Source organism: Thauera sp. SDU_THAU2 (genome assembly GCF_038260575.1).
Classification (GTDB): Bacteria; Pseudomonadota; Gammaproteobacteria; order Burkholderiales; family Rhodocyclaceae; genus Thauera.
In genome coordinates, this window is sequence record NZ_JBBWUN010000003.1 from 2,208,673 (window position 1) to 2,229,945 (window position 21,273).

Annotated in this window: 25 protein-coding genes; 11 read left to right on the forward strand and 14 right to left on the reverse strand. The window is 66.9% G+C overall.

Annotated elements, in window-relative coordinates; all coding sequences use genetic code 11:
• The first annotated feature begins 228 nt into the window (after positions 1-228).
• Positions 229-375: a hypothetical protein gene (locus AAFL97_RS11765; RefSeq protein WP_341645079.1), complete on the forward strand. Its 147-nt coding sequence runs from the start codon at positions 229-231 to the stop codon at positions 373-375.
• 237 nt (positions 376-612) lie between these two features.
• On the opposite strand, the gene AAFL97_RS11770 is transcribed toward AAFL97_RS11765, so the two are convergent.
• The 4 genes from AAFL97_RS11770 to tadA are packed head-to-tail and all read right to left on the reverse strand — an operon-like array spanning position 613 to position 2,797.
• Positions 613-1,386 (reverse strand): spermine/spermidine synthase domain-containing protein, encoded by a 774-nt coding sequence (locus AAFL97_RS11770; protein ID WP_341645080.1) that lies wholly within the window; start codon positions 1,384-1,386, stop codon positions 613-615.
• Positions 1,383-1,859, reverse strand: a complete 477-nt coding sequence (locus AAFL97_RS11775) for a GNAT family N-acetyltransferase (RefSeq protein ID WP_341645081.1) — start codon at positions 1,857-1,859, stop codon at positions 1,383-1,385. Before AAFL97_RS11775 ends, AAFL97_RS11770 begins: the two co-directional genes overlap by 4 nt.
• On the reverse strand, positions 1,856-2,332 hold the full coding sequence (locus AAFL97_RS11780; protein WP_341645082.1) for a L,D-transpeptidase: 477 nt from the start codon (positions 2,330-2,332) through the stop codon (positions 1,856-1,858). Before AAFL97_RS11780 ends, AAFL97_RS11775 begins: the two co-directional genes overlap by 4 nt.
• On the reverse strand, positions 2,333-2,797 hold the full coding sequence (tadA, locus tag AAFL97_RS11785; protein WP_263461226.1) for a tRNA adenosine(34) deaminase TadA: 465 nt from the start codon (positions 2,795-2,797) through the stop codon (positions 2,333-2,335).
• 192 nt (positions 2,798-2,989) lie between these two features.
• Between tadA and AAFL97_RS11790 the strand changes: the two genes are divergently transcribed.
• Positions 2,990-3,793 carry a DODA-type extradiol aromatic ring-opening family dioxygenase gene (locus tag AAFL97_RS11790; protein WP_341645083.1) on the forward strand — a complete coding sequence of 268 codons (804 nt, stop codon included), beginning with the start codon at positions 2,990-2,992 and terminating at the stop codon, positions 3,791-3,793.
• Between the two features lie 13 nt (positions 3,794-3,806).
• Here AAFL97_RS11790 and AAFL97_RS11795 read toward each other — a convergent pair whose 3' ends face one another.
• Positions 3,807-5,639, reverse strand: a complete 1,833-nt coding sequence (locus AAFL97_RS11795) for an SLC13 family permease (protein ID WP_341645084.1) — start codon at positions 5,637-5,639, stop codon at positions 3,807-3,809.
• 221 nt (positions 5,640-5,860) lie between these two features.
• Between AAFL97_RS11795 and AAFL97_RS11800 the strand changes: the two genes are divergently transcribed.
• The gene (locus AAFL97_RS11800) at positions 5,861-6,721 is read left to right on the forward strand and encodes an HDOD domain-containing protein (protein WP_341645085.1); all 861 of its coding nucleotides are present in this window, start codon (positions 5,861-5,863) and stop codon (positions 6,719-6,721) included.
• Between the two features lie 63 nt (positions 6,722-6,784).
• Here AAFL97_RS11800 and AAFL97_RS11805 read toward each other — a convergent pair whose 3' ends face one another.
• Positions 6,785-7,729: an alpha/beta hydrolase gene (locus AAFL97_RS11805; RefSeq protein WP_341645086.1), complete on the reverse strand. Its 945-nt coding sequence runs from the start codon at positions 7,727-7,729 to the stop codon at positions 6,785-6,787.
• Positions 7,730-7,884: 155 nt separating this feature from the next.
• Here AAFL97_RS11805 and ppk2 point away from each other — a divergent pair, with 155 nt between their 5' ends.
• From ppk2 to AAFL97_RS11820, 3 genes are all read left to right on the forward strand, one after another.
• Entirely contained in the window at positions 7,885-9,129 is a 1,245-nt protein-coding gene (ppk2, locus tag AAFL97_RS11810) for a polyphosphate kinase 2 (protein WP_445954492.1), read from the forward strand.
• 344 nt (positions 9,130-9,473) lie between these two features.
• Positions 9,474-10,976, forward strand: a complete 1,503-nt coding sequence (locus AAFL97_RS11815) for a methyl-accepting chemotaxis protein (protein ID WP_341645087.1) — start codon at positions 9,474-9,476, stop codon at positions 10,974-10,976.
• Between the two features lie 58 nt (positions 10,977-11,034).
• A complete protein-coding gene (locus AAFL97_RS11820; RefSeq protein ID WP_341645088.1) occupies positions 11,035-11,622 on the forward strand; it encodes a glutathione peroxidase in 588 nt (195 codons plus the stop codon).
• Positions 11,623-11,647: 25 nt separating this feature from the next.
• Here AAFL97_RS11820 and AAFL97_RS11825 read toward each other — a convergent pair whose 3' ends face one another.
• On the reverse strand, positions 11,648-11,971 hold the full coding sequence (locus AAFL97_RS11825) for a DUF2249 domain-containing protein (RefSeq protein ID WP_263461221.1): 324 nt from the start codon (positions 11,969-11,971) through the stop codon (positions 11,648-11,650).
• A 235-nt stretch (positions 11,972-12,206) separates the two neighbouring features.
• Between AAFL97_RS11825 and AAFL97_RS11830 the strand changes: the two genes are divergently transcribed.
• The 4 genes from AAFL97_RS11830 to AAFL97_RS11845 all read left to right on the forward strand — a co-directional run bounded on the left by AAFL97_RS11830 (position 12,207) and on the right by AAFL97_RS11845 (position 15,121).
• The gene (locus tag AAFL97_RS11830; RefSeq protein WP_263461220.1) at positions 12,207-12,830 is read left to right on the forward strand and encodes a LemA family protein; all 624 of its coding nucleotides are present in this window, start codon (positions 12,207-12,209) and stop codon (positions 12,828-12,830) included.
• A 63-nt stretch (positions 12,831-12,893) separates the two neighbouring features.
• Positions 12,894-13,829, forward strand: a complete 936-nt coding sequence (locus AAFL97_RS11835) for a TPM domain-containing protein (RefSeq protein WP_341647148.1) — start codon at positions 12,894-12,896, stop codon at positions 13,827-13,829.
• Positions 13,830-14,366 (forward strand): TPM domain-containing protein, encoded by a 537-nt coding sequence (locus tag AAFL97_RS11840; protein WP_341645089.1) that lies wholly within the window; start codon positions 13,830-13,832, stop codon positions 14,364-14,366.
• 251 nt (positions 14,367-14,617) lie between these two features.
• On the forward strand, positions 14,618-15,121 hold the full coding sequence (locus AAFL97_RS11845) for a phasin family protein (RefSeq protein ID WP_263461217.1): 504 nt from the start codon (positions 14,618-14,620) through the stop codon (positions 15,119-15,121).
• Between the two features lie 101 nt (positions 15,122-15,222).
• Here AAFL97_RS11845 and moaE read toward each other — a convergent pair whose 3' ends face one another.
• From moaE to AAFL97_RS11880, 7 genes are all read right to left on the reverse strand, one after another.
• Positions 15,223-15,696: a molybdopterin synthase catalytic subunit MoaE gene (gene moaE, locus AAFL97_RS11850; protein WP_341645090.1), complete on the reverse strand. Its 474-nt coding sequence runs from the start codon at positions 15,694-15,696 to the stop codon at positions 15,223-15,225.
• A 3-nt stretch (positions 15,697-15,699) separates the two neighbouring features.
• Positions 15,700-15,948 carry a molybdopterin converting factor subunit 1 gene (gene moaD / locus AAFL97_RS11855; RefSeq protein ID WP_341645091.1) on the reverse strand — a complete coding sequence of 83 codons (249 nt, stop codon included), beginning with the start codon at positions 15,946-15,948 and terminating at the stop codon, positions 15,700-15,702.
• Positions 15,949-15,959: 11 nt separating this feature from the next.
• Positions 15,960-17,165: a molybdopterin molybdotransferase MoeA gene (locus AAFL97_RS11860; protein WP_341645092.1), complete on the reverse strand. Its 1,206-nt coding sequence runs from the start codon at positions 17,163-17,165 to the stop codon at positions 15,960-15,962.
• Positions 17,162-17,671 (reverse strand): molybdopterin-guanine dinucleotide biosynthesis protein B, encoded by a 510-nt coding sequence (mobB, locus tag AAFL97_RS11865; protein ID WP_341645093.1) that lies wholly within the window; start codon positions 17,669-17,671, stop codon positions 17,162-17,164. The genes AAFL97_RS11860 and mobB overlap by 4 nt, the downstream gene beginning before the upstream one ends.
• Positions 17,672-17,791: 120 nt before the next feature.
• On the reverse strand, positions 17,792-19,753 hold the full coding sequence (locus tag AAFL97_RS11870; RefSeq protein WP_341645094.1) for an ATP-dependent DNA helicase: 1,962 nt from the start codon (positions 19,751-19,753) through the stop codon (positions 17,792-17,794).
• Positions 19,750-20,172, reverse strand: coding sequence for a type II toxin-antitoxin system VapC family toxin (locus tag AAFL97_RS11875; protein WP_341645095.1), 423 nt, complete (start codon positions 20,170-20,172; stop codon positions 19,750-19,752). Before AAFL97_RS11875 ends, AAFL97_RS11870 begins: the two co-directional genes overlap by 4 nt.
• Complete coding sequence (locus AAFL97_RS11880) at positions 20,169-20,441, reverse strand: FitA-like ribbon-helix-helix domain-containing protein (protein WP_341645096.1); 273 nt, start codon at positions 20,439-20,441, stop codon at positions 20,169-20,171. Before AAFL97_RS11880 ends, AAFL97_RS11875 begins: the two co-directional genes overlap by 4 nt.
• Positions 20,442-20,606: 165 nt before the next feature.
• On the opposite strand from AAFL97_RS11880, the gene AAFL97_RS11885 reads away from it, so the two are divergent.
• Positions 20,607-21,104: a type II secretion system protein N gene (locus AAFL97_RS11885; RefSeq protein WP_341645097.1), complete on the forward strand. Its 498-nt coding sequence runs from the start codon at positions 20,607-20,609 to the stop codon at positions 21,102-21,104.
• The last annotated feature ends 169 nt before the right edge of the window (positions 21,105-21,273 follow it).

The following is a 21,273-nucleotide window of genomic DNA, read 5'->3' on the forward strand; positions in this document are numbered from 1 at the left end:
TAACTACGACTATATTAGTCTTAGTTAAGCTGCACAAGGGCCAATTGAGCACTTCTGCCGACCCAGGCTCGGCTACCCATCCGGCCTTGTTCGCGATCGGTCTGTAAGCCGCGGCGCTCCGCCATGCCGGTGTCCTCGGCATGCACGAGACCGCACGCGGCGGGTGCTGGATCATGATGGCCTTTGCCGGGAAGCGGCACGACATCGCGCTGATCGAACATCCGCCAGTTGAAACGCCGGCATATCGGTGGCGCCGTGGACCGCCTCGAGATCGTGCGCATCCGCCCCTACACGCACGGCTCCCGCGTGGCCGGATGCCCCGCGGACGGCAGGGTGGCGCTGATCGGCGGCGCTGAGCGCGTCACGCTGCCGTAAGCCGGACAGGGACTCAGTTCCGGCCTCCGCGACGTGATCGGTCTCTGCCGGAAGGTGGCTGCGGCGGCCAAGGGCGTGGACACATGCATCCCGGGATCGACTGGAGACACGCCTTGTACAGGTAAAACCGTTCCCATGGAAGCCGCGGAAGGTTTGCCAGTCGTTGGAAACTGCAAGTCGAACAAACCGAAGCGGGTTTACCTGCTCAAGCTTCAGAGCGTTCCAACGTCCGGGTCCCTATCCCGTACCGCCGGCCCGGCGCGCAGGCATCCGCTCGAGCCGCGCCAGCACGCGCTGGGCGATGTTGCCGATGTCGAAGCTGTGCGCCGCATCCAGCGCCGCACTGCGCGCCAGGAGTTGGCCGCGCGACGGCGGGAAGGCGGTATCGGCGACCGCGAAACTGATGCGGTTGTCGCCTTCTTCCGCCGGAATCGACAGCACGCGGCCGTCGAAGGCCTCGCGCAGCCGCGAGGCGTAGATCGGGTAGCGGGGATCTCCCGCCCAGTGGTTGATGGCCAGTACGCCGCCGGGCGCCAATGCCCGGCGGCAATCGGTGTAGAAGCTCGCGCCGCCCAGGCGCTCGGGCAGGCCGGCGGCGTTGAAGCCGTCGATCAGCAGCACGTCGGGCGCGTCGTCGCCGTCGCCGCAATCGCGTACGTGGTCGGCGCCGTCCGCGCAGATCACGCGGAAACGCTCGTCGTCCTCCGGAATGCCGAAATGCTCGCGCAGCGCGATCACCTCGGGATTGATTTCCACCGCGGTGAAGCGGACTTCCGGCATCGCATGCAGGCAGTACTTGGCCAACGAACCGCCGCCAAGGCCGATCATCAGGATGTGGCGCGGCTGCGGCCGGAACAGCAGAAAACCCATCATCGCCCGTGTGTAGTCCAGCGCCAGCAGATGCGGCCAGGTGATCGACATCATGCTCTGCACCGTCAGGCCATCGAACTGCAGCGAGCGCAGGTCGCCGAAGTCGGACACGCAGGGACTGTCGTGCTGCTGACCGCTCATCCCGTGCCGTCCCGCCGCTCTGCGAGCATCCGCCGCATCGCCCGGTGCGGGATGCCGGCTTCGACGAAGACTTCGCCGTATTCCTCGAAGCCATGCCGGCGGTAGAAATCCAGTGCCTGCAGCTGGGCATTGAGCAGCACCTGCGCCATGCCGCGCGCGCCGGCTTCTATCACCAGCGCTTCGAGCACCGCCCCGCCGACGCCGCGTCCGCGCCAGGCGGCATCCACCGCCATGCGGCCGATGTGGCCGTCCGGCAGCAAGCGGCCGGTAGCGATCACGCTGCCGCCCGCATCGGCGGCGACGGCATGGCGGCTCTGCGGGTCGAACTCGTCGAGCTCGATGTCGGCCGGTACGCCCTGCTCGACGACGAACACCCGTATGCGCAGCGGCATCACCCGCGCCTGCGCGGCCGGCCAATCGACGATGTCGATAAGGACTTCGCCGGCCCTGCCCTTGTCGTCCACGTGCTTCATTCGCAGATCTCCACCCGTGTTCCGCACTGCACCAGCTCGAACAGTTCGATGACGTCGCGGTTGCGCATGCGCACGCAGCCATGCGACAGCGGCACGCCCATCGGCTGGTCGTCGCCGGTGCCGTGGATGTAGATGTAGCGCCGCATCGAATCGACGCGGCCGAGACGATTGCGCCCCGGCTCCTCGCCGCACAGCCACAGGATGCGGCTCAGCACCCAGTCCCGTCCCGGGTGCGCGGCGGCGAATTCCGGCGTCCAGCATTCGCCGGTCGGCCGGCGGCCGCGGAACACCGTGCCGTAGGGTGCACCGGCGCCGATGCGGGCGCGGATGCGGTGGCGGCCGCGCGGCGTGCGCAGGCTGCCGTTCTCCTCGCCGGCGCCGTTGCGCGCGGTCGATACCGGGTAGCGGCGGATGCAGGCGCCATTGTCAAAAAGCTCCAGGCATTGGCGGCCGATGTCGACGCGGATCCGCATTCAGGCCACCATGGTCTTGTTGCGGCGGGCGGCGAAGAAGTCCGACAGCATCCGCCCGCAATCCTCGCCGAGCACGCCGCCTTCGATCGTGGCATGGTGGTTCAGCCGCGTCTCGGCGAACAGGTCGAGCACGCTGCCGGCGACACCGGTCTTGGGGTCGCGCGCACCGAACACCACCCGCGCGATGCGGGCGTGCATGATCGCGCCCGAACACATCGCGCAGGGCTCCAGGGTCACGAACAGCTCGCAGCCCGGCAGGCGGTAGTTGCCCAGCCGCGCGGCGGCGTCGCGCAAGGCCATGATCTCGGCGTGGGCGGTGGGGTCGTGACGGCCGATCGGCTGGTTGAAACCGCGGCCGACGATCTCGCCGTCCAGCACCACGATCGCGCCGACCGGCACTTCATCGCAGGCGCCGGCCCGGCGGGCTTCTTCCATCGCCGCGCGCATGTAGTCTTCGTCGTTCATCTGCGTGTCCATTTTCCGATGCCACGGATTCTAGCGGACGGGCCCGGGCACGACGCACCTGCCCATTGATTGAACACAAGAATGGAACAGTAAAGCTTCTGCCAGGCTGTTTATCCTGAAGCACGCTCCGCTTAAGCTGACCGGTGTCATCGAGGCAGTCCTCCTGCCATTCGCACTGCACAGGAACACCACATGTCCAAGTCTTCCACGCCCAGGCTTCCCAGCCTCTTCGTCTCGCACGGCTCGCCAATGTTCGCCGTCGAACCCGGCATTGCCGGCAGCGAACTGCGTTCGCTGGCCGAGAAGCTGCCACGCCCCGAAGCCATCGTCATTGCCTCGCCCCACTGGATGGCTGCGCGGCTCTCGGTGACTTCGGCCGAACACCCGGAGACCATCCACGACTTCGGCGGCTTTCCGAAGCCCTTGTACGAACTGCGCTATCCCGCGCCGGGCTCGCCCGCCTGGGCGCAACGCGTGCTGGAGGCACTCGGCGCCGCCGGCATCACCGCCCAGGCCGATCCGCAGCGCGGACTGGACCATGGCGCCTGGGTTCCGCTGATGCACATGTACCCGGATGCCGACATACCGGTCGTCCAGCTCTCGCTGCACCCCCGATTCGGTCCCGCACACCATCTTCAACTCGGCCGCGCGCTCGCACCGCTGCGCGAGCAGGGGGTGCTGATCATCGGTTCAGGGAGCCTGACGCACAATCTCTACGAATTGCGCCGCGAACCCGGCCCCGTGCACGACTACGTGCGGGCCTTCGCCGGCTGGATCGCCGCCACGCTGGCAGCCGGCGATACCGGCGCGTTGCTGGACTATCGCAGCCGTGCCCCACACGCCGAACACGCCCATCCCACGGACGAGCACCTGCTGCCACTGCTGTTCGCGCTCGGCGCGGCAGGCGAAGCCTGGCAGGCCCGGCGCATCGCCGCTGACGACGTGCGCTACGGAACACTGGCAATGGACGCTTACGTGTTCGACGATCCAGCCTGATCGACGCCCCGCGCTAGAAGGGGAACAGCAGCGGCAGCAGGCCGATGACGACCAGCATCACCAGCACCGTGAACGGCACGCCGACACGCAGGAAATCACCGAAGCGGTAGTTGCCCGGCCCCAGCACGAGCGTATTCACCGGCGAGGACACCGGCGTCATGAAGGCCGCCGAAGCCGCCAGCGCGACCGTCATCGCGAACGGATAAGGCGACACGCCGAGCTGGGCGGCCAGGCCGATGCCGATCGGCGCCATCAGCACTGCCGTTGCCGTGTTCGACACGAACAGCCCGACCACCGCGGTCAGGCCGAACAGCGCCGCCATCACCATCCGCGGCGAGCCCTCGCCGGTCAGCGACAGCATGCCGCCGACGAGCAGGTCGATGCCGCCGGTCTTCTGCAGCGCGGTGGCGAAGGGCAGCATGCCGACGATCAGGATCAGGCTCTGCCAGTGGATGCTGCGGTAGGCGCTGTCCATGTCGATGCAACGCAGCGCACCCATCAGCACGCAGCCGATCAGCGCGGCGATGACGTTGGGCACCACGCCGCTGATCATCAAGGCCACGGTGATCGCCAGGCAGGCCAGCGCATGGGGCGCCTTGCGCGCCGCGGGCGCGGCTTCGTCGATCTCCGCCGGCAGCGTCAGCACGAGGAAATCGTGCGCCTGGGTATGCAGCAGGCGGATCGACTTCCAGGTGCCGGCGATCAGCAGGGTGTCGCCCATCTTCAGTTTTTCGTCGAGCAGATTGTCGGCCAGCGATTGGCCATTTCGCCGCAGGCCCATGACGTTCACGCCGCGCTGGGTGCGCATGCGCAGTTCGAGGATGGATTTGCCGATCAGGCTCGAATCGGGCGGAATCAGCACTTCGGCGAGCCCCAGTTCGCGCGACAGCTCGGCGAAATAGTCATCGCGGAAAGCGCGCTGCAGCAGTTTCATGTCGTCGATGAAGCCTGCGGTCTCTTCCTCGCCGCGGCCGCAATCGACCAGGATGATGTCGCCCGGCAGGATCTCGCGATTGGCGGCGGTGGTCAGCATCACGCGGCCGAACTGGCGGCTGCGCTCGATGGCGATGATGTTGGCGCCGTAGCGCGAGCGCAGCTGCAGCTCTCCCAGCGTGCGGCCGATCATCGGCGAACCGTTCGTCACCATCATGCGGCGGGCACGGTCGATCAACTGATAATCCTCCGCCAGTTCGCGCAAGCGGCGGCGGCGGCTCCGCACCTGTGCCTGCGGCGATGCCGGCCCGCCCAGCCAGTTGCGGACGAGGAGCATGTAGACCACGCCCAAACCGAGCACCACGAGCCCCATCGGCGTGAAGTCGAAGAAGCCGAAGCCCGCCTCGCCGACGCGGTTCAGTTCCGCATTCACCACCAGGTTGGGCGGCGTGCCGACCAGCGTCAGCATGCCGCTCATCAGCGCGGCGAAGGCCAGCGGCATCATCAGCCGCCGCGGCTCGGCGCCGATGCGTGCGGCGATGCTCAGCGCCACCGGGATGAAGATCGCCACCACGCCGGTCGAGCTCATCACCGAGCCGAGCAGCGCCACCGCCAGCATCAGCAGCACCAGCAGACGGGTTTCGTTGCTGCCGGCGCGTTCGACCAGCCAGTCGCCGACGCGGAAGGCCACGCCGGTGCGCACCAGGCCCTCGCCGATGACGAAGAAGGCCGCGATGAGGATCACGCTCGGCTCGCTGAAACCCGCCAGCGCTTCGCCCACGCTCAGCGTGCCGCTCAGCACCAGGGCGAGCATGGCGCAGATCGCCACCACGTCCACGCGCGGCCGGTTGACGACGAAGCAGCCGACACACAGGGCGAGCAGCCCGAACACCCACAGCATTTCAGGATTCATGGTCATCGATCGAATGGCAGGAACAGCGGACGGTACGGCATGGCCGCCCCTTTCCGCGGGCGTGAAGCATAAGCGAGAACCACGACGGGCCGCGCACCGGCTCACCATGCAGGCTAGAATCGGACCCGACACGGGCTCGTGCCCGCCGCCAAGCCGCGAAGAACGGCGGGCGGGGCCTCGAACCCGGCATCACACATCAGACAGAAACAGGTATCCACGCGATGGAAGCGTTCGAACGACAGATCAGGGCCTTTGCCGCCGACATGGACCACGAATTGAAGGCTGGCAACCTCAGCTTTCCCACGGTGTTCGACCTTTCCCTGCGCATCAAGAAGATCGCCGACGATCCGAACTCCTCGCTCGAGAGCATCGCCGAGCTGGTGCGCGCCGAACCCCTGCTCAGCGCGAAAGTCCTGCGCATGGCGAACTCCCTGCTGCTGAACCCCTACCAGAAGGAAATCACCAGCGTCGCCAACGCAATCGCGCGCATCGGCCTGTCCACGCTGCGCTGCCTTGCCTATGCGGTCGCCGCCGACCAGTTGGCGCGCGACCATCGCTCGCCCAGGATGCGCCTGATCGCGTCGGGCCTGTGGATGCGTTCGATCGACGTCGCCTCATGGGCCTACGCCTTCTCTCGCCACTTGTCGCAGGGCAACGCCGACACCGCGCTGCTGGCCGGGCTGATGGTCAATATCGGCCAGTTCTACCTGCTGGCCAAGGCGGCGGACTACCCCGCGCTCGAAAACGACACCGCACGCTTCGCCGAGTTCGTCATGCTGTGGGACGAGCCGATCAAGCGCGCGGTGCTCGAGACCTTCGAGCTTCCCGATGACATCGTCCAGGCGGTGGACCTGAATGCCGAGGGCGCGATCGAGTGGCCGCCGTGCACGCTGGACGACGTCGTTTTCCTGGCCACGCTGGCGGCGAAGACACCCGATCCCTTCGCCGACCAGCTCGGCATCCGGCACAGGCCCGAACTGCTCGACGCCAGCCTGGGCGACGACGGCCGGTGCGAACTCGATTCGATGATGGAAGCGGCAAACGCGACGCGCAAGGACATGCTCGCCGCCGTCACCGGCTGAGGCCGTGCCGGCGCCACCGGGCCCGGCTGAAGCCTGCGCGCCGCCCGCTCCCCGCGGCCCCTCTCACCCGGCCCGCAGCGCGGCGGCGACTGCGGCGGCCGCTGCCTGGACCGCGTCGTTCGCCTGCGGCAAGAGCTTCCCCAGCGTGATGAAGCCGTGGACCATGCCGTCCACCTGCAGGTAGTCCACCTCGCAGCCTTCCTCGCGCAGGCGGCGGGCGAAAGCGGCGCAGTCATCGACCAGCGGATCGAATTCCGCCGAGATCAGCTTCGCCGGCGGCAGGCCGGCGAGCGAGGCGGCGCGCATCGGCGACGTCCGCCAGTCCTCGGTATTGCCAGCGGGCAGATAGCGCTCGAAGAACCACTGCAGGGTGCCGAAATCGAGAAAGTAGCCTTCGCCGTAGCGCTGCCGCGAAGGCCGTTCGCTGCGGATTTCGGTGGACGGATAGATCAGCAGCAGGAAGCGCGGCCCGATCCCGGCGTCGCGCAGCGACAGCGCGGTGACGATCGACAGGTTGCCGCCCGCGCTGTCGCCCCCCAGGGCAATGCGATCGGCATCGATGCCCAGCAGATCGGCCTGCTGCACCGCCCAGTCGAAAGCCAGCGCGGCATCGTCGAGCGCGGCCGGAAAGGGATGCTCGGGCGCCAGCCGGTATTCCACCGACAGCACCGCGCAGCCCGACGCATTCGCAAGCTGGCGACACAGCACGTCATAGCTCGCGACGTCGCCGACGCACCAGCCGCCGCCGTGGAAATAGATCAGCAGCGGCAGCACGTCCTGCGGCGAACTGGACAGCGGGCGGTAGAGCCGCGACAGCAAGGCGCTGCCGTCGGCGCGCGCCATCGGCACTTCGGTGGTCGACGCCACCGCCGGCGCTTCCGGCCGGAAGGCGAACTGCAGCTTCTGGAAGGAATGCCTGGCCTGGGCCGGCGACAGCTCGTGGAATTTCGGCGCACCGACACGATAGGCCATGTCGAGCAGGGAACGGGCCTCGGGGCTCAGGGGCATGATGTTCTACATGGCGCCGTACATGCGCCGTCAGCGGATTCGGGGCCGCAATTCTAGCCGCTCGCTCCGTTCAGCGGCACATGCGCACATTACGGCACGTCACGTATTGCCTGGACGAGGCGTAAAATGAATCGTTATTCAATGGAGATCGCCGCATGACGAAAGACCACGACAACGCAGCCCTCCCTGCCCGCGATCCCGCTTCGGACGGCGACCAGTCTCTGTCCGCAGCCGAACCCAGGATGAAATCGAAGCCGCAGTCGAAATCCGCTCCGCAGTCCCGGCCGGCATCCAGCTCCCGGACGAAACGCAGTACCCGCAGTGGCGACATCGCCCCGGATCTGAGTCCGGAAGGCATCGAGAACTTCGAAGTCGATCAAGCCACGGCCGGCGCGCAGGATTCCAAGCTGGTCGCGCTCACCGACATCCTGCAACGTGAAACCGGCACCGCTCCCGCGAAGGCCGCGCAAGCCCTCGAAGCGATCCTCGCCGGCGCCTCGCCCGACGACGTCCACATGCTGCGCCGCGCGCTGATGAAGGCCGATGCGAAGCTCGGCAACGGCGATCTGCACCCCGACGACGAACTTGCCGAGGACTGGCGCAGCGGCGGCTACCCCTACCGCAACCTGATGTCGCGCAAGGCCTACGAAAAGCAGAAGTACCGCCTCCAGGTGGAGCTGCTGAAGCTGCAGGCCTGGGTCAAGGAAACCGGCCAGCGCGTCGTGATCCTGTTCGAGGGCCGCGACGCCGCCGGCAAGGGCGGCACCATCAAGCGCTTCATGGAACACCTGAACCCTCGCGGCGCGCGCGTCGTCGCACTGGAAAAGCCGAGCGAATCCGAACGCGGCCAGTGGTACTTCCAGCGCTACATCCAGCACCTGCCCACGGCGGGCGAAATCGTGCTGTTCGACCGCTCGTGGTACAACCGCGCCGGCGTCGAGCGCGTGATGGGCTTCTGTTCGGCCGACGAGTACAACGAGTTCATGCGCCAGGTGCCGGAGTTCGAGCGCAATCTCGTGCGCAGCGGCATCCACCTGATCAAGTTCTGGTTCTCGGTCAGCCGCGAGGAGCAGCGCCGCCGCTTCAGGGAGCGCGAGAACCATCCGCTGAAGCAGTGGAAACTGTCGCCGATCGACCTCGCCTCGCTCGACAAGTGGGACGACTACACCAAGGCCAAGGAAGCGATGTTCTTCTACACCGACACCGCCGATGCGCCGTGGACGGTGGTGAAGTCCGACTGCAAGAAGCGCGCGCGCCTCAACGCACTGCGCTACGTGCTGCACAAGATGCCTTACGCCAACAAGGACATCGGCCTCATCAAACCGCTCGACCCGCTGCTGGTCGGCCGCGCCAACGTGGTCTACGAGCGCGGCGAGAAGGAAGGCGTGCCGCTGCTCTGAATCACCCGCAGCACCATGGAGCCGGCGATCTGCCTCTCATGCTCCGAGGGCGGGTCGCCGGTCCGGCGCACTCCCACGGCCTGCAGGGCCTTGCGAGAAAATCCGGCCCCGATCACACCCCGGGGAACTGGTGGCACTCAAGTCTGAGCCTCTTCCACCGTTATCCATGCCATGAACGATGACTCGAAAGCACGAGTGTTGTGCATCTCATGCTGGATCATCCTTGCAGCATGGCTCGGCTACAGCGGAGCCATGCTCGGATGGGCTGCGATCGATTCGCCTCCGGCCGATATCTGCCTCACCCGCTGAGCATCACCGATCAACGCCGGCAGAGGGCTCCCGACATGCCGTCTCCTTTCAACGCCGAAGAAACCCTTCGCCCCTTCCGCGCCAAGGCCGACAGAGTGATGCTGGCCACGCTGGCAATCCTGCTGCTAACATCCCTGGGAATCGCGACCTACAGCGGCGCCTGGGGGCTCGTACTGGCGGTCGCCGTGCCTGCCACGCTCGTACCGGCACTGCTGATCACATTGCAGCCGGGCTCGCTCATCTCCCGGCTCGCCGTCGCCCTGGCCTTCATGATCTTCGCTGCACTGACCATACAGGTGCTCGGCGGGGTCATCGAGGCGCATTTCGGCATCTTCGTGCTGCTGGCCTTCCTGCTCTATTACCGCGACTGGAAGCCGATTCTCGCCGCAGCGGGCCTGATCGCCGTGCATCACCTGCTGTTCAACTACCTGCAGGCAGCGAACTGGGGAATCCACCTGTTCGAGCCGGGTGCGTCCCTGACCAGAGTCATCTTCCATGCACTGTATGTCGTGGTCGAAGCGGGTCTGCTGATGTACATGGCCATACAGATGGAGCGGGAAAGCATGGAGTCGGCCCAGGTCTCGGCTGTCGCGGCCAGCATCGGCGAAGGCGACCTGCGCGAGCCGGACATCGACGCCCGCAGGTCGGATCTGCTGGCCTCCATCATCTCGATGCAGCGCAATCTGTCTGCCACCCTGCAGCAGGTCCAGCGCCAGGCACAAACGATCGGGACCAGCGCGGCCTCGCTCGACCGCGACTCCGGCGATTCGGCAAGCCAGATGCACAAACAGAAGGCTGCGACCGACAGCATCTCGGCCGCAATCGAAGCTCTCAATGCCGAACTCGGCCGCCTTTCGGCCGATTCGGAAGCTGCCCGCACGCTGGCCAGCGAATCGGGCGAGGCATCCCGCAGCGGTGCCCGCACCGTACATGATGCCGTGGATGAGATCACCAGCGTCGCGCACATCATTCGCGAATCGGCCAAAAGTGTGGAACAGCTCGGTAATCAGTCCGACCGCGTCGCCGAAGTCGTGGGCTTGATCAAGGACATCGCCGGACAGACCAATCTGCTGGCACTCAACGCTGCGATCGAAGCTGCCCGTGCAGGCGAACAGGGGCGCGGATTCGCGGTCGTGGCCGACGAAGTACGTAAGCTTGCGGAACGTACCTCGACAGCAACCGAAGAGATCGCGTCGATGATCGATGACATCCAGAACAGCAAGGTCCGGGCATTGGGCAGCATCGAATCAGCCGTCATACGCGTGAACAGCAGTACCCGTCTTGCCGCCGATGCCGGCGAGGCGATCAGCCAGATCACCGAAGGTGCCGACCGTGTCGAACAGGTTCTCGACGGCTTCGCCAGCTCCCTGCGAGAACAGAGCGCTGCTGCACAGCGTACGATGGGCGAGATCGACGCCGTCGCCAGCCTCGCTGACCAGACCGCGGCTTCAGCCGCCAGCGTGGCTGCTGCAGTCGGTTCACTCGAAAACAGCGCGCGCGAACTGTCGGAGGCGGTGAGGGGTTTCCGTCTGTGCTGAAGCGTCGGCGAACCTCGGCAGCAATCCGCTGTCGACCGCGCATGCCTCAGGAGAATCGATGATGCCCGCTCGCCATGCTGCCTCGATCCTTGCATCGCTGGCCGTCGCCGTCACGGCGCTCGCAGCGCATGCCCCCGCCCTTGCACAGGCGCCTGCCGTACAACAGGCCCCCTTGCAGGCGCCCCTGTTCGACCACCAGCTTCGCCGCCTGCATTCCGAAGAGACGGTAGACCTGGCGCAACGCTTCGGCGGTCAGCCGGTGCTGGTCGTGAATACCGCAAGCCATTGCGGCTTCACCGGCCAGTTCGAGGGGCTGGAGGCGCTCCACCGGCAGTACAAGGACAAGGGCCTGAAGGTCGCCGGCTTTTCGTCCGACGACTTCAAGCAGGAAGCCAAGGACGAAGCCGAGGCGGCGGAAGTCTGCTTCGTGAATTTCGGCGTCAGCTTCGACATGTTCGCGCCGATCCACGTCCGCGGGCCGGACGCCCACCCGCTGTTCCGCGAAATCGCGCGCCAGTCCGAAGCACCGCGCTGGAACTTCCACAAATACCTCATCGACCGCAACGGCAAGGTCGTCGCGGCCTTCCCCAGCCGCGTCGCACCCGACGCGCCCGAGCTGCGCAAGGCGATCGAGAAGGTGCTCTGAGGCCCCTCCCGACCGCCCCGCGGTTTCAGCCGCCGGAGCAGCCGCAGCCGTTGCCGCCGCCGCAGCTTCCCGCGCCCGCCACGGCGGCCGGCGCGGCTTCGGCACCGGCGCCGAGCTGGATGCGGAAATCGATCACGATGTTGCCGGGCTCCCGGGCGACGTAGTCGATTGCCACCTGGTTGCCGTAGCGCTGCTGGATCTGGTTGAGCAGCGGCAGCGGGTCGTGATCGTTCACGAAGCGCATCGTCTCACCATCCTCCAGCGACTCGAGAGCACCGAAGATGGCAGCATGGCGAAAGCGTTTGGCGACGCCACGGGCGTCGAAAGGGTGGACGGCATTGTCGAACATGGCAGAGATTCCCTCGATTCGGATTCCGGACTTTGGCTTCGCTTGCGGCCGGTCACGCAGTGACGCAAATGCTAAGGGACAGCTCCGGCCGGAAACCTTGAGGCAGAACAAGAAATCAGCCTGCATGCGTCATGCGCCGCTGCCACCGTAACTCCCTCGCGGCAGACCTGCTAAAGTTCCATCGGACAAATCAAACAAACCCGAAGCGGACCACCCCGTCCCAGGAGATCCTGCCATGCTCGCTCGATTCACCCGCCGCGCTCCCGCCATCCTGATCCTCAGTGCCAGCCTCGCCCTGGGCGGCTGCGGCTACAACGATTTCCAGCGCCTGGACGAACAGACCAAGTCGGCCTGGGCCGAAGTCCTGAACCAGTACCAGCGCCGCGCCGACCTGATCCCCAACCTGGTCGAGACGGTCAAGGGCGAAGCCAACTTCGAGCAGGAGACCCTGAGCCGCGTCATCGAGGCGCGTTCGCGCGCCACCGCGATCCAGGTCACGCCCGAGATGATGAACGACCCGCAGGCGATGGAGCGCTTCCAGCAGGCCCAGGGCCAGCTCGGCAGCGCCCTGTCGCGCTTGCTCGCGGTATCGGAGAACTACCCCAATCTGAAGGCCAACCAGGGCTTCCAGGACTTGCGCGTGCAGCTCGAAGGCACGGAAAACCGCGTCACCGTCGCGCGCAACAAGTACATCGACGCAGTGCAGCAGTACAACGTGCTGGCGCGCAGCTTCCCGACCAACCTGACGGCGATGATCTTCAGCTACTCGCCCAAGGCCAGCTTCAGCGTCGCCAACGAAGCCGAGATCTCCAGCCCGCCGACGGTCGACTTCGGCAGCTCCAGCCAGGGCAGCAAGTGACGGCCGGATGGCGACCATGACGAGGCAACAATGACGACAGGCGCCCGGCAGCCCGGCCCGCCCATGCGCTTCCCGGCAGCGCAGCCTGCCGCTCCCGGCCGGCGGCTTCTTGCTTACCTGCTTCTTCTTGCCCTGCTGATCCTGGCTTGGACCGGCAACGTTCAGGCGCAGCAACTGCAGCCGGTGCCGGAACTCACCGCCCGTGTCATCGACCGCAGCGGAACGCTCGACAGCGCGCAGCAACAGGCGCTGGAACAGAAGCTCGCCCGCTTCGAGGCCGAGCGCGGCAGCCAGATCGTCGTCCTGCTCGTGCCCACCACGGCGCCGGAGGACATCGCCGCCTATGCATGGCGTGTCGCCGACAACTGGAAGATCGGGCGCCGCGAAATCGGCGACGGCATCCTGCTGGTGGTGGCCAAGAACGACCGCCGCGTGCGGATCGAAGTCGCACGTGCGCTCGAAGGTGCGGTGCCGGATCTCGCCGCCCATCAGATCATCGACCGGCTGATCACCCCCGCCTTCCGCCAGGGCGATTTCGCCGGCGGCATCGATGCCGGCCTCGACGGGCTGATGGCGCGGATTCGCGGCGAAGACCTGCCCCTCCCCGCTCCCGCCGGACCCGGCAACGATGCGCCGGCGCTGGAAGATCTCGCCGCCCTGCTGTTCATCGCCGTGCCGGTGGCAGGCTCCTTCCTGACCGGCATGTTCGGCCGCAAGCTCGGCGCGGTGGCGACCGGCGGCGTGACCGGCTTCGTCATCAAGCTGCTGACCGGCAGCCTGGCAATAGGCATCCTCGGCGGCATTGCGGCGCTGGTGTTCGTGATCATGCTCGGCATCGGCGGCGGTGGTCGGGGTGGCGGCGGCCGTGGCGGCTTCCACCGCGGCGGTGGCCCGATCATCTGGGGGGGCAGCCGTGGCCGTGGCGGCGGTTTCGGTGGCGGCTTCGGCTCGGGCGGCGGCGGCAGCTTCGGCGGCGGCGGCGCTTCGGGGAGGTGGTGAATGAACAGGCTCGCACGACTTCTCCGCCACCTGTGGCTGGACGCCGACGACGCCCAGCGCGCCATCGGCGGCGATGCGCTGACTCGCCTCGAAGCCCGCATCACCGATAGCGAATCCGCACATACCGGGCAGATCTGCCTGTGCATCGAAGCCAGCCTGCCGCTGCGCTACCTGTGGCGGACGATCCGGCATGGCGAACCGATCGGCGAAGTGCTGCGCGACCGCGCGCTGACCACGTTCGGCAAGCAGCGAGTCTGGGACACCGAGCACAACAACGGCGTGCTGATCTACCTGTCACTTGCCGAACATCACCTCGAGATCCTTGCCGACCGCGGACTTGCGCGCCATGTCCCGGACGCCGACTGGCAGGCCGTCGTCCAGGAATGCAGCGCAAGCCTGCGCGCCGGGCGCCTGGAAGAAGGGCTCAGCCGCGCATTGGAAGGCGTCCACAGCCGGCTCGCGCAACACTTCCCCGCGGCAGGCGACGATCGTGCCGCCAGGGAGAACTCGCTGCCCGATCACCCGGTTCTGCGCTGAACCTCCGCCCCGCTTCGCTGCCCGGTTCCGCGCCGGGCATCATTTTGCCTCTGTTGTTGCAGTGCAACATTTTCAGGAGTTTTGCATTTCCAGCTCAAGAATTGCGAGGTTTCGAGGCATCGCCTGTGCTATTGTCCTCACCGAGGCGGGGGAAGCTGGACAGCAGCACGGTCCGGACTCTGATTGCTCCGGGAGGGCGACGAGACGCCTCGCGAAACCTCAGACAACCATATCGCGAGTGGAGAAAATTTATGGCCAGCAAGCAAGATCAATTCAACGAGCTCCAAAAGAAGAATCTCGAGGCCGCGATGCGCCTTGCTCAGCTCTCCATCGAGAACTCGCAGCGCATCATGGAAATCCAGGTCACGACCGCCAAGACCCTGTTCGAGGAAGGCGTGGAAAATGCCAAGGCCCAGTCCTCGGCCAAGGATCCGAAGGCACTGATGGATCTGCGCACCCAGTACGCGCAGAACACCACCGAGAAGATGCTGGCTTGTGCGCGCGAAATCGCCGAGATCACCGCCACCACCCAGGCCGCCTTCGGCAAGCTGGTGGGCGAGCAACTGACCAGCGGCAGCCAGGACATGTTCGAAGCCATGCAGAAGATGTTCAAGGGCATGCCGATCTCCGATCAGAACGCCCTGGGCGCCATGCAGACCGCGATGGACACCACCCGCGCTGCTTTCGAGCAGATGACGCGTGCCTCGACCGAAGCCTTCCAGGCTTTCACGCAGCAGCCCAAGGGCCGCAAGTAACATCGATCGACAGGCAGACGCCTGCAACGACGAAAACGGCGCCGACGAGGCGCCGTTTCTCGTTTACCAAGCTCCTTCCCGCCCGGCCCCCGTTTCGGGGATCACCCTTGCTTGCCCGCCTCGCTCCAGCGCGCCGCCGCTGAATCGTCGCTGTCGCGCGCCTCGACCCAGCGCGCGCCTGCCGGCGTTTCCTCGCGCTTCCAGAACGGCGCACGGGTCTTCAGGTAGTCCATGATGAATTCGCAGGCGGCGAAGGCGTCGCCGCGATGGGCGCTGGCGACGCCGACGAAGACGATGCGAGCGCCCGGCTCCAGCCGGCCGACGCGGTGGATCACGCGCACGCCCAGCAGCGCCCAGCGCTGCCCGGCCTGCTCGACGATCTCGCCCAGCGCCTTCTCGGTCATGCCCGGATAGTGCTCGAGCGTCATCGCCGAAACGCCGCTGCCGTCATTGGCATCCCGCACCAGGCCGACGAAATTCGCCAGCGCGCCGACATTCCGGCGACCGGCGCTCAAGGCCGCGAGTTCGGTGCCCGGATCGAAATCCGCTTCCTGCACGCTGATGCTGGCGAGCACGGTTCAGCCTCCCGTCACCGGCGGGAAGAACGCGACTTCGTCGCCCGCCGCCACCGCCGCATCGGCCCCCACCATGCGCTGGTTGAGCGCCGCACGCACATTGCGCCCTTCGGCCAGCGCCTGCCAGCCCTCGCCCCGCGCGGCCAGGTGGGCGCGCAGATCGCCCACCGTTGCCACGCCTGCGGGCAGCTCGAGCTCTTCGTCCGTACGGCCCACGGCTTCACGCAGGCTGGCGAAATACAGCACTTTCATCGTCTTGATCCTCAATGCAGCAGATCGGCATAGGGCAGGAAGCGGACGGCTTCTCCTCTTGCCACGACCGTAGCGGCCGGAATATCCACCAGGCCGTTGGCCCATACCGTCGAGTTGAGCGCCGACGAGTCCTGGTTCCGGAACAGCTCCACCCCGCCCTGCGCATTCATGCGCGCGCGCAGGAACTCGCGCCGCCGGTCGGGTTTCGGCCAGTCGAAATCGGCCCGCAGCATCAGCGACTGCGGCAGCACTTCGCTTGCGCCCTGGCTGGCCAGCAGGAAAGGGCGAACCATCATCAGGAAGGTGACGAAGCTCGACACCGGGTTGCCCGGCAGGCCGATGAAGGCGGCGCCACGTACCCGGCCAAACGCCAGCGGCTTGCCCGGCTTCATCGCGATCTTCCACAGGTCCAGGCTGCCTTCGGCTTCGACCGCAGGCTTGACGTGATCCTCCTCGCCCACCGACACGCCGCCGCTGCTCAGGATCAGGTCGTGGCCCTCGGCAGCCCGCCGCAGCACTTCGCGGGTGGCGTCGAGGCTGTCCGGGATGATGCCGAAATCCTCGACCTCGCAGCCCAGGCCGGTGAGCAGGTTGCACAGCACGAAACGGTTCGAGTTGTAGATCGCGCCCGGCGGCAGCGGCTCGCCCGGCATCACCAGCTCGCTGCCGGTGGAGAAGAGCGCGACTTTCAGGCGCCGATACACCGGCAGTTGCGCCGCGCCGACCGATGCGGCCAGCGCCAGCGCCTGAGGCGTCAGGCGCAAGCCGGCCGGCAGCACTTCGGCGCCGGCGGAGACGTCGTGGCCCCGGCGGCGCACGAATTCGCCGACGGCCGGCACGGTGTTGATGACGACATCTTCGCCTTCGTGTTGACACAGCTCCTGCATCACCACCGCATCGGCACCTTCGGGCAAGGGCGCGCCGGTGAAGATGCGTGCAGCGGTACCGGGCTGCAGCGCATGGCCGACGCTGCCCGCCGGGATGCGCTGGCTCACCGGCAGGCGGCTACCCGCTGCAGGCACGTCGGCAGCGCGCACCGCGTAGCCGTCCATTGCGGAGTTGTCCATCGGCGGCTGGTCGATCGTCGAATGCAGCGTCGCCGCCAGCACCCGGCCGCAGGCGATCATGGTGTCGACCGTTTCGATCTCGCGTACCGGGCGAACGAAGCCGAGCAGTTTTTCCTGGGCTTCTTCGAAGGAGAGGATGTTGCCGTTCATTGCAGGTCCAGATGATCCAGGATGAAGCCGGCGATGACGGCCGGCTCATTGAGCGGAAGCAGCGGCAGCGGGCAGTCGACGCCGATTTCCGCGGCCGGCACGTCACTGGCCACCGCCACCACGTGCGGGTTCTCCGGCCACAGCGGCGGCTTGCCGTGCGCCGGGCGATGGATTTCCAGCTTGGGCACCGCTGCGGCCTTGTAGCCCTCGATCAGCACCAGATCGCAGGGCGCCAGCAGGCAAAGCTGCTCGTCCAGCGTCGGCTCCGGCGCGCCGCGCAGCTCGTGCATCAGCACCCAGCGATCGTTGGACAGCATCAGCACCTGGGTCGCGCCGGCTTCGCGGTGGCGCCACGAATCCTTGCCGGGCTTGTCGAGATCGAAGCCGTGATGGGCATGCTTGATCACCGACACGCGCAAGCCGCGCGCGGTGAATTCCGGGATCAAGCGTTCGACCAGCGTGGTCTTTCCCGAGCCGGACCAGCCGGCAAAGCCGAATACTTTCATCGAGGACAAAAAGCCCGCCTGACGGGTTTGGCAAAGGGGAAGGATACCAAACAAAGGCCCTCCTCTTGCCCTGCCCGACCGTTTGCCGCGTGCAAGGCGAAGCCGGCAACGGCGGCGGGCTCAATCCCCCGCTTTCGGCGGCGGCAGCGTGTGCAGGAAGGCCACCGCCTCGTCCTCGACGCGGGTGCGGCGCATCGGCGGCAGGCTGCGCCAGACGACCTTGCCGTAGGACTTGTCGATCATGCGCGGATCGCACACGCACAGCACGCCGCGGTCGCGCTCGCTGCGGATCAGGCGGCCGGCGCCCTGCTTCATGTTGATGACGGTGCGCGGCAACTGGTGGTGGATGAAGGGACTGAGCCCCTGCTTCTGCATGTGCTCGACGCGCGCGGCCAGCACCGGATCGTCCGGCGAGGCGAAGGGCAGCTTGTCGATGACCACCAGCGACAGCGCATCGCCCGGCACATCCACGCCTTCCCAGAAGCTCTGGCTGGCGACCAGCACCGCGTTGCCGAGGCGGCGGAAGCGCTCCAGCAGTTCGGTGCGCGAACCTTCGCCCTGCAGCAGCACGGGCAGGTCGTCGCCGCTCTGCTGCAGGCCATCGACGATCAGTTCGTGGATGCGCCGCATCGCGCGCAGCGAGGTGCACAGCACGAAGGCCCGGCCCTGCGCGGCGCGGATCAGCGGCAAGGCGACGCGGGCGACGCGCTCGGTGTAGTCGGGCGAGTTCGGATCCGGCATCCCCGCCGGCGCATACAGCAGCGCCTGCTCGCCGTAGTCGAAGGGGCTGCCCCACACCGACGTCATCGGCGGCGGGTCCATCCAGGCCAGGCCGAGCTCGCGGCAGTAATGGCCAAAATCCGCCTTGCCGACCGCCAGCGTCGCCGAAGTGAAGATCCACGCGCGCGGATGGCCTTCGAGCTGGCGCTTGAACACGTCCGACACATGCAGCGGCGTGCCGTTGAGCGCCAGCGACTGGCTGAAGACCTCGACCCAGCGGATCAGCTCCTTGTCTTCCGGGTTCCGCCAGCGGGCGAGGCGTTCCATCATCTCCTCGCTGCGGCGCAGGCAGTTGGCCAGGCCTTCGGAACGTTCGGCCTGGGTCTCGAGCACGGCATGGAATTCGCCCAGGGCCTCTTCCAGCGCCTCGACCTGGGCGTCGAAACCTTCGCGCTCGGCGGCCTGGGTCGCGGACAGGCGCGCGCTGTCGTTGCCGAACACCAGCCGCAGGTCGCGCGCGGCTTTTTCCAGGTTGCGGGTCTGGTCGATCATCGCCACGCAGTCGCGCGCCGCGGCCACCGTCTCGGAGCGGGTGTCGCGCGCCAGCTCCAGCACCTGGGCGGTGGATACGCTCTCGCCGAAGAACAGGCTGGCGGTTTCGGGCAACTGGTGGGCCTCGTCGAAGATCACCGCGTTGCAGGCCGGCAGCAGTTCGCCCATGCCTTCGTCGCGCAGCATCACGTCGGCGAAGAACAGGTGATGGTTGACGACGACGACGTCCGCTTCCATCGCGTTGCGCCGCGCCTGCATGACGAAACACTCTTCCTTGTTCGGACAGTCCTGGCCCAGGCAGTTGTCGCGGGTCGAGGTCGCTGCCAGCCAGGCCATCGAATCCTCGCGCACGTCGGTGCATTCTGCCTTGTCGCCGCTCTGCGTGAGCTGGGCGAAACGCGCGATGGCACGCAGGTCGGCGGCGTCCTGCGGGGTCAGGAAGCGGCCGTCGCGGGCATTGCGGTCCAGGTGGTAGTGGCAGACGTAGTTCGCCCTGCCCTTCAGCAGCGCGATCGACACCGGCACCTTCAGCGCCGCGCGCACGGTGGGCAGGTCGCGGTTGAAAAGCTGGTCCTGCAGCGTCTTGGTGCCGGTGGAGACGATGACCTTGCCGCCCGCCAGCAGCGCCGGCGCGAGATAGGCGAAAGTCTTGCCGGTGCCGGTACCAGCTTCCGCCACCAGCACGCGATGGGCGCGGATCGCCTCGGCGATCTGCTGCGCCATCTCGATCTGTTGCGGGCGGGCGCGGAAACCGGGAATCGCAGCCGCGAGCGGCCCCGATTCGGCAAACACCGCGGCGATGTCGGTCACGCGGCCTCCCACGGATCGATGGTGTCCAGTTCGGCGGCCTGAAAAGGGCTGGTGTCGCGCGTCGCGACGGCCAGGCCATGCACTGCGGCCGTGGCGGCAATATAGCCGTCCGCCTTGCCGATGGCCTTGCCCGCGGCCTTCGCCCGCGCCATCAGGTCGGCATAGGCTCGCGAAGCATCCAGATCGAAGGGCAGCACACGGCCCGCGAAGACCGGCAGCACCTCATGTTCCAGGCGCTGCTGGTAGACCGTGCGGCGCTTGCCCTCCGGCATCGCTGCAATGCCATAGCGCAGTTCGGCCACCGTGATGGCGGACAGATAGAGCGTTTCGACCGCCTGTGCATCGATCCACGCCAGCACCTTCGGGTTCGGCTCGATCTTCCACAGTTCGGAAATGACGTTCGTATCGATGACGATCATTCGAAGCTCATCGGCTCGGCCGGCGTCCTGTCACGGAGCTGATTGAAATGCTCGGCTTCGGCATCCGTCAGGCCACCCGCCTCACGGGCGATGGACGTCAGCAGGGAACCGAGCCTGACGCGCTCGGGCGGCCGCGCGGCGGCTTCCAGGATTTCGCGGATTTCGGCCTCGGTGCTGCGGCCATGCTGGGCGGCCCGTACGCGAAGCGCGCGATGCACTTCATCCGGCAGGTTTCTTACCGTCACCGTGGCCATGTCGTCTTGTCCCATGAATCGCTGTCAATGCTGTCAACTTATCCGAATCGCCATCATCTTTCAATGAGCTTAGCGATTGCGTGCCACAAGCCATCACATTTCCGTCATGTCCGCTCTGTACGATCCGGCGAGTCGGAAATGTGACAGAAACGTGCTTGCAACAATGACTCGGGAGACGGCATGCAGTGGCTTGGCAACCACCGCGGATGGACTGCAGTGGTGGAATCGGCCTGGCTGCCCGCGCTGGCCTGGCTGCTGGCGCTGAGCCTGGTCGCCTGGCTCGCGGCCGGCGCATTCTGGGCCTGGCAGAGCACGCCGCCGCTCATCGCCCTGCCCCGGCACGACGCCGACCCGCGCTCGGTGGCGGCGAAGATCATGCGCCATGCCGGCGGCGCGCCATCCGCATCCGTGGCCGCTGCAACACAGGCCGCCGCACCGCCATTCACGCTGGTCGGCTTGGCGACCGGCTTCGGCAGCGAGCGCGGCTTCGCCCTGTTCGAGACGGCCGACGGCCAGCGCCGTGCCGTGCTTGCCGGCGACAGCACGGCGGAGGGCTGGGCACTGATCGCGATCCGGCCGGACCGCGTCGTGCTCGAACGCGATGGCCGGGCAGTCGAACTCACCCTTGCCGAGGCGCAAGGCCGGGATTCACCAGGCGACACCCCACCCAGGCCATGAACTCCGGATACCTACAAGATTTGAATCCCTCTTCCCCAACGACGATGCCTTCCTGTCCACCGCCATTTCCCTCGCCTTGCCGTGCTCGAGCGCCCTTGCCCACGCTGCGCAGGGCACGAGCCAATGGCAGCATCACTCGGCACTGCTCGGCAATCGGGCGCTGGCTGCG